At 63.2% G+C, this 337-nt stretch carries 1 pseudogene; it reads left to right on the forward strand.

Annotated elements, in window-relative coordinates:
- Positions 1-12: 12 nt before the first annotated feature.
- Positions 13-337 (forward strand): annotated as a pseudogene (locus tag ELR45_RS41535) (4-hydroxyphenyl-beta-ketoacyl-CoA hydrolase); the annotation flags it as partial.

Genomic DNA, 337 nt, shown 5'->3' on the forward strand with positions numbered 1-337 from the left:
AGGAGGTTGGACTTGTCTGAGCCCGACGCCATCGATGTGGCGGATCTGGTCGCCATTGACGTCCACACACATGCGGAGATCTCCGCAGACGGTCACTCGTCGCTGAGCCCGGAGCTCGAGGCGGCCAAGGGGACGTATTTCAAGACCGACAAGGCGCAGGCCACGATTCCCGAGATGGCGGCTTATTATCGGCAGCGACGCATCGCCGCCGTGGTGTTCACTGTGGACGCCGAGACCGCCACCGGCCATCCACCGATCCGGAACGAGGAAGTAGCCGCCTCGTGTGCCGAGCATCCGGACGTGTTGATCCCATTCGCGAGCCTTGATCCGTGGAAGG

The organism is Phytoactinopolyspora endophytica, assembly GCF_004138495.1.
GTDB lineage: Bacteria > Actinomycetota > Actinomycetes > Jiangellales > Jiangellaceae > Phytoactinopolyspora > Phytoactinopolyspora endophytica.